The 6,484-nt window shown below is 31.8% G+C and carries 5 protein-coding genes and 1 pseudogene; 4 read left to right on the top strand and 2 right to left on the bottom strand.

Going from position 1 to position 6,484, the window contains the following annotated elements; genetic code table 11:
- Window positions 1–195 (bottom strand): annotated as a pseudogene (locus E7Z79_RS05610) (dihydroorotate dehydrogenase); the annotation flags it as partial.
- A 24-nt stretch (window positions 196–219) separates the two neighbouring features.
- The gene (locus E7Z79_RS05605; RefSeq protein ID WP_303738989.1) at window positions 220–759 is read right to left on the bottom strand and encodes a glycosyl transferase; all 540 of its coding nucleotides are present in this window, start codon (window positions 757–759) and stop codon (window positions 220–222) included.
- Between the two features lie 128 nt (window positions 760–887).
- On the opposite strand from E7Z79_RS05605, the gene E7Z79_RS05600 reads away from it, so the two are divergent.
- The 4 genes from E7Z79_RS05600 (at window position 888) to E7Z79_RS05585 (ending at window position 5,545) form a co-directional block, all read left to right on the top strand.
- Window positions 888–2,039 (top strand): NOP5/NOP56 family protein, encoded by a 1,152-nt coding sequence (locus tag E7Z79_RS05600; RefSeq protein ID WP_303738988.1) that lies wholly within the window; start codon window positions 888–890, stop codon window positions 2,037–2,039.
- Window positions 2,040–2,041: 2 nt separating this feature from the next.
- On the top strand, window positions 2,042–2,683 hold the full coding sequence (locus E7Z79_RS05595) for a fibrillarin-like rRNA/tRNA 2'-O-methyltransferase (protein ID WP_303738987.1): 642 nt from the start codon (window positions 2,042–2,044) through the stop codon (window positions 2,681–2,683).
- Window positions 2,684–2,959: 276 nt separating this feature from the next.
- Window positions 2,960–4,240, top strand: coding sequence for a dicarboxylate/amino acid:cation symporter (locus E7Z79_RS05590; RefSeq protein ID WP_303738986.1), 1,281 nt, complete (start codon window positions 2,960–2,962; stop codon window positions 4,238–4,240).
- Between the two features lie 24 nt (window positions 4,241–4,264).
- On the top strand, window positions 4,265–5,545 hold the full coding sequence (locus tag E7Z79_RS05585) for a dicarboxylate/amino acid:cation symporter (protein ID WP_303738991.1): 1,281 nt from the start codon (window positions 4,265–4,267) through the stop codon (window positions 5,543–5,545).
- Window positions 5,546–6,484: the final 939 nt, after the last annotated feature.

The following is a 6,484-nucleotide window of genomic DNA, read 5'->3' as shown; positions in this document are numbered from 1 at the left end:
GATTCCCCCATCAACCGCCACGGTTGTCGGGTTCGGATAGCCCGGATGAGGATTAAGTGAAAATGATTTGGATACGACTCCTCCAGCACCTGATTTTAAAATCCAGTTCATTGATGAGGCGTTGCTTCCCATAATTCCTGCCGCCAACATCAAGGGATTTCTAAATTCTACTCCACAAACGTTTGTTTTCAACATAATATCAACTTTGTAATTAATTGTTTAATTAGTTTTTGTAAATTTATCAATGATTTCCTGATATTTTTCATTCTGCAATTTCAAACTTATTAAGTTAGTTTTGTTTGATTTTACTGTTTCTTCATTTGATTTTATCAAATTGGCAATTTGCTCATCCTGTTTTTGGATTATGGCATCCTTTTGGGCGAGCAAATCCTCATAGGTTTTAGAGATTTTTTTGAGCTGGACATCCAGATTCTCGGTATTCCTGCCTAACTGCTCCTTGTAATCGTCAATCAAGGACCTGAGGTATTTCACCTGGTCATGCTTGTCCTCGATGATGGATTCCTTTTCCCTGATTTTTTCCTGCAAATCGTCAAGCTCATTGATTCTTGCCTTGTCATAATCGATTTTGGTGTCGAGCTTGTCCTCCAAATTCTTTTTCTCGTATTTTAATTTGGTGGAATACAGCTTCAGCTTGTTGATCTGCTCGTTTTTTTCCTGAAGCTCAATATTAAGCTCATCGATTTCTGCATTCTTAAGTTCCAACTCATATCTTAAATCATCCAAACTCTCTTTTGACATACAGTTAATAGTTTAAATTTCATGATAAAAATAGTTTAAAGAAAAATCTTTACAACCAATTTTGCCCTCAAATAATTCAATGCACCTATTGAAAATACTTATTAAAAATAAAATAGATAATTAATTTTATGGAATGCTATATTACTTATTGTGTTAAAGGATTTCTAGCCTTTAACAGTGAAAACGAATTAATCTCAGAAAAGTTATTTCCTGAAGATGAAATACTTAACAGATTGGCCGATATCGATGATAAAAAAATCGTGCCTGAAGAAATGGAAATAATCGATGAAGTTTCAAGGGACCATGATGAAATCATAATCGAGTCCAATAAAAGAAAGTCAGATTACGGCAATGAAAAAGTCACCATCAAAAATCCGAATCCTGCTGGAGAATATCTAAGAAGCAATTATGAAGAATTCGGATTGGACAATGATGAAATAACCGAAATCTACAGAAATCTGGCGATTTACAAAATCAAGAAGGAATCAGCCTCTGAAGACAAGCACCTGATTCAGGCAATCAATACCATAGATGAGATTGATGAAAGCATTTCCAAACAAATTGAAAGAATCCGTGAATGGTATGCATTGTATTTCCCCGAAATGGATGTTATTAAAAACAATGAAACCTACATCAAGTTGATTTCACAAAACAAAACCAAGGAAGAAATCATTAATGCCAAACCTGAAGCATTCCCAGGTGACATAATCGACCTGGAAGAAGACATCAATCCAAAAGACATAGAAATAATGAACAATTATGCAAATTCAATCTATGAAATGCAGCAGACAAGAAAAAACCTTGAGGAATATGTTGACTTTAAAATGCAGGACATCGCTCCAAACTTGAGATTATTGGTCGGATCATCTCTAGGAGCCAAGCTGATTTCACATGCTGGAGGGCTTAAAAGGCTCGCAGTCTACCCATCAAGCACAGTCCAGATAATGGGTGCTGAAAAGGCTCTGTTCAGGCACCTAAAAAGTGGAGACCGTCCGCCTAAATACGGTTTGATATACCAGCATCCGCAGGTTCGCGGAGCAAAATGGTGGAATCGTGGAAAAATTGCCAGAATGCTTGCAGGAATGATATCACATGCCGCAAGAAGGGATGTTTTTACCAAGACATTTGATGAAAATGCCTTTGATGAATTTATAAAAAAAGCTGAAGAAATTGAAAAGAATAATCCTTTTCCAACCAAAACTACTAAAAAACGAAATGAAGAAAGGTCAAAAGGCAAAAACAAAAAGAGAAAAGGTAAAAAGAAAAGGAAGAGGAGATAAGCATGAAAGTTTATTTTAAAGACGGGAATGTTGCAACCAAAAATTTGACTCCTGGAATATCAGTCTATGGAGAGGAATTAATCCAAGAGGATGAGGAATATAGAATATGGAATCCAAGACGTTCAAAATTGGCAGCGGCACTTTTAAACGGAATGGAAAATTTAAAGCTTGATGATGCCTCAAAAGTCCTGTACCTTGGAGCTTCAACCGGAACTACCGTTTCACACATTTCAGATATTGTAACAGATGGAAGGGTTTATGCAGTTGAATTTTCACCTACCACAGCCAAAAAACTGGTTCAGCTTTCACGCCAAAGGCCTAACATTGCTCCTATTCTGGGTGATGCAACCAAACCGAAAGGATACCTCAACATTGTTGAAAAGTCCGATCTGGTATACTGTGATGTTGCCCAGCCTACACAGACAGAGCTGTTCATGAGAAATATGAACTTATTTTCCAAAGAGGATGGTGCAGGTCTTTTAATGATTAAGGCAAGAAGTATCGATGTTGTTCAAAAGCCTAAAAAGGTTTTCAAGGAACAGGAAAAGAAATTGAAAGAGAAAGGCTTTAAAATTATTGAAAAAGTGAAACTGGAACCCTACGAAAAAGATCATGTTGCTTTTCTAGTTGAGAAAAACTTTTAAAAGAAATGTCAAACTGACTTCTGGTAAAGTAAAAAAAATCTTCCAGATATTAGGCGTTCTTTTTTTTAAATTTACATTCATATTCTTGATATTCTTAAGGATAATTGGATTATGTATCGTTTTCTAATCTAATTCTTGCTGAAAATCTTTAAGATTCCTACGATTAGGATTTAAAATAAAATTGTTTTAAAAATTACTCATCCAATATCATACCATCATAATAATTTTAATATTATAATTAATAAAAAAATAAACAGATGAGTTATGTTTTATCGATTGAAAAAAATTAGTTTGGGTAATTGGATTTTAATAGGAATGATTTTAGGAATAATCGTCGGCTTATTTCTAAATTTATTTGTTAATAACCACTTTATTAAAGATATTATTCTTATAGATAATGTTTTTTATTTGGGAGGAAATATTTTTATCAGATTGATGAAAATGCTTGCTGTTCCACTTGTTTTTTGTTCTTTAGTTGTTGGTGTGGCTTCAATTTCTGATATTCGTAAAATTTTTATGATTGGCGGAAGCACCATTATTCTCTATCTGATCACATCCCTTGTTGGAATATTTATCGCACTCACAATAAGTGCAATTTTTAAACCTGGCATTGGCATAAACCTCTCAACAATAAATCAAACATCAAATGTGACTCTTAATCAAACAATGACTGATTTAGTTTTAAATATTATTCCAGAAAATCCTTTAAATGCTTTAGCCAGTAGTGAGATGTTATCTGTCATCATATTAGGAGTGATAATGGGTTTTATTTTAATTAAATTAAGTCAAAAAACTCCAACGCTCAATAATGTTTTTAAAGAATCAAAAAAAGTTATGATAGCAATGACAGATGTTGTCGTTAAATTTGCTCCTTTTGGAGTATTCTGTTTGATGGCCAAAACTTTTGGAACTTTAGAGTTTGAAAGCATATTTCCTTTAGCCAAATTCGTGGGATGTATAATATTAGGGCTGTTAATTCAGTTAATTGTAGTTTATCCTTTTATACTTATCATTTTTGCAAAAGTGGATCCTTTGAAGTTTTATAGGAAGTTCCTGTCTGTGATATTCTTTGCATTTTCAACATTATCCTCAAATGCAACAATTCCATTAAATATGAATACATTGGAAGAAATTGGCATTACCCGTGACATTTCATCATTTACAGTTCCTTTAGGAGCTACACTTAACAAAAATGGAACCATTATCATGCAATGTGTGGCTGTGATGTTTGCAGCACAATATTGTGGAATTGATTTAGGTATTTCAGCTATTTTAACATTAATTTTTACAGTGTTAATAGCTTCGACCAGTACGCCTTCAGTTCCGTTTTCAGGTCTTGCCACTTTAACTTTAGTATTCACTGCAGTCGGTCTGCCGAGTGAAATGATTGGAGTAATGGTGGGTATAGATCCTATTCTCGACTCATGTAGAACTGCAGTCAATATTACTGGTGATTCCGTTTGCACAATAATCGTTGCGCTTAAAAATAAATCATTGGATAGGGATGTATTAAACAATAAAAAAGAACCCAATAAATTGCTTAAGGATATGGAATAAAAAAAGTTATTATATTTGATTGAAATGTTTAATTATTTAAGAAAATTAAGTTTAGGAAATTGGATTTTAATAGCAATGATTTTAGGAACCTTGACAGGATTATTCCTAAACTTTTATGTTAAAAATCCTTTCATTAAAAATTTTATCTTAATGGATAATGTTTTTTATGTAGGTGGAGAGTTATTCATTAGATTAATGAAAATGCTTGTTGTTCCACTTGTTTTCTGTTCAATAGTCATGAGTCTTGCTTCAATCACAGATATACGAAAGCTCGGAACAGTAGGGGCAAAATCCATTGGATTTTTCATGTTAACAAACATCATTTCAATAGTAATTGCTTTAGTTATAGGAACAATTATCAGACCAGGAGAGGGTTTAAATATAACTGCATCCGAAGCAGCGTCAAATTCAGTGAGCATGACATTAACTGACATAATTTTAAATATTTTTCCTGAAAATCCATTAAATGCATTGACTAATGGAGAAATGCTGCCCATTATCTTTTTTGGAGTACTGCTCGGTTATATTTTAATCAAATTAAAAGATGAAACATCAACACTCTATAACCTTTTTGATGAATTAAACCATATTATGATGAAACTGATAAATGTCATCATGAAAATCGCTCCAATTGGAATATTCTGCATGATGGCAAGAACTTTTGGATCAATCGGATTTGAAACTATTTTACCATTAACTGCATTTATCGGATGTATAATACTTGTAACTGCTATTCAGATATTTGTGATTTATCCAATTATTTTTGTAATTTTTACTAAGGCCAATCCTTTAAAATTTTATAGAAAGTTTTTACCGGCAATGTTTTTTGCATTCTCATCAGCATCTTCAAGCGCACCAATTCCATTAAGTATAGAAAAATTAGATGAAATGGGTGTTTCCCATGATATTTCATTATTTACAGTTCCTTTAGGAACTTCACTTAATAAGAGCGGGTCTGCAGTTTTCTTTAGTGTTGGTTTTTTATTTACAGCTCAAGCTCATGGAATTGATTTCGGCACAACCGCACTTTTAACAGCGGCCATCATTATTTTAATGGCTACAATCAGTACCCCGACAGTTCCTATGGCAAGCGTCTTTACATTATCCATGATACTTACTATGGTAGGTTTACCTATTGCCGTAATTAGTATGATAACAGGCATATACAATCTAATCGGTATGTTTAATGCTCTCAGCAATATTACCGGCAATGGTATTTGCACATCTGCTGTTGCATACCAGTATAAATCTTTTGATATGGATATGTTTAATGAAACGAAAATAGAAACGCCCACTCAAGAATGATTAATTCTAAAATCAACAACATAAATTAAACCTAAAGAAAAACTAACAAATTTTTTATTAAAAATAAAAAAAACAAAAAGCTTAAATCAATTTAATTTTTCAATAGATTACCAAAAAGAAATGACATAGTCCAATAACCAAAAATATATGCTCAGGATACCTTAACAAATATCAATACGTTAGAAATCACCCCACAAAAAACACATGTAAATATAATCAAAAAGAATAATTCCACACTAGTTTTACAACAAAAACTATCAAAAACAAACCCATATAAAATCTTAAATTGAAATCTACATAATATTAAAAGAAAACCCAATATAAAGTTTTTAAAATTAACCAAATTGTGAAATAAGGCAAGTACAAAAAAGGCAATAATGCATTGTCAATACAAGAAAAATCTTTGAAAAAAATCACCTTATTTTTGAGTGATAAACAACTAAAAAATAGCTCTGAGAAAATTAAAAACTTACTACAAAAAGTGCCAAAAAGTATTACTTAGATAGCTTTTTATACTATAAAATTAAATATAATAATTGCTAATGCAAATAAAATAAAAGTTCATTGAAACGTCCTTTAGGTTGATTCACTCTATTAATCACTCCATTTAACTCATACCTAAAGGCATGAACTTATTTTTATTTAAAACTAATTTTAAAAAAACTTTTTTTCAAAGATTGATTTACTGTTTTTAATCAAAAAAGTATTACTTCAATAAGCTTAAATTTTCATATAAAATTACTGCATAAACCAAAAAATTGATTGATTAAAACTTATACTATAAAATTAATTTTACACCATACACGGAATAATATATCAAAAACAAAATTGATTTGAAAATCCAAATCCAAATTAAAACATATAGACTACAGTTCACCATATTCTTGAAACTTCAGGGAGATGGGAAAAATAGCGTTGAAAAAACTATCAAAATAATTT

The sequence above is a fragment of the Methanobrevibacter thaueri genome (assembly GCF_015062905.1).
In the GTDB taxonomy this organism is placed as follows: Archaea; Methanobacteriota; Methanobacteria; order Methanobacteriales; family Methanobacteriaceae; genus Methanocatella; species Methanocatella thaueri_A.
This window is presented reverse-complemented; position numbering and strand designations above follow the sequence as displayed.

Coding starts and splice junctions, on each gene's coding strand:
- E7Z79_RS05605 (WP_303738989.1), bottom strand. CDS start 759: ATGTCAAAAGAGAGTTTGGATGATTTAAGATATGAGTTGGAACTTAAG.
- E7Z79_RS05600 (WP_303738988.1), top strand. CDS start 888: ATGGAATGCTATATTACTTATTGTGTTAAAGGATTTCTAGCCTTTAAC.
- E7Z79_RS05595 (WP_303738987.1), top strand. CDS start 2,042: ATGAAAGTTTATTTTAAAGACGGGAATGTTGCAACCAAAAATTTGACT.
- E7Z79_RS05585 (WP_303738991.1), top strand. CDS start 4,265: ATGTTTAATTATTTAAGAAAATTAAGTTTAGGAAATTGGATTTTAATA.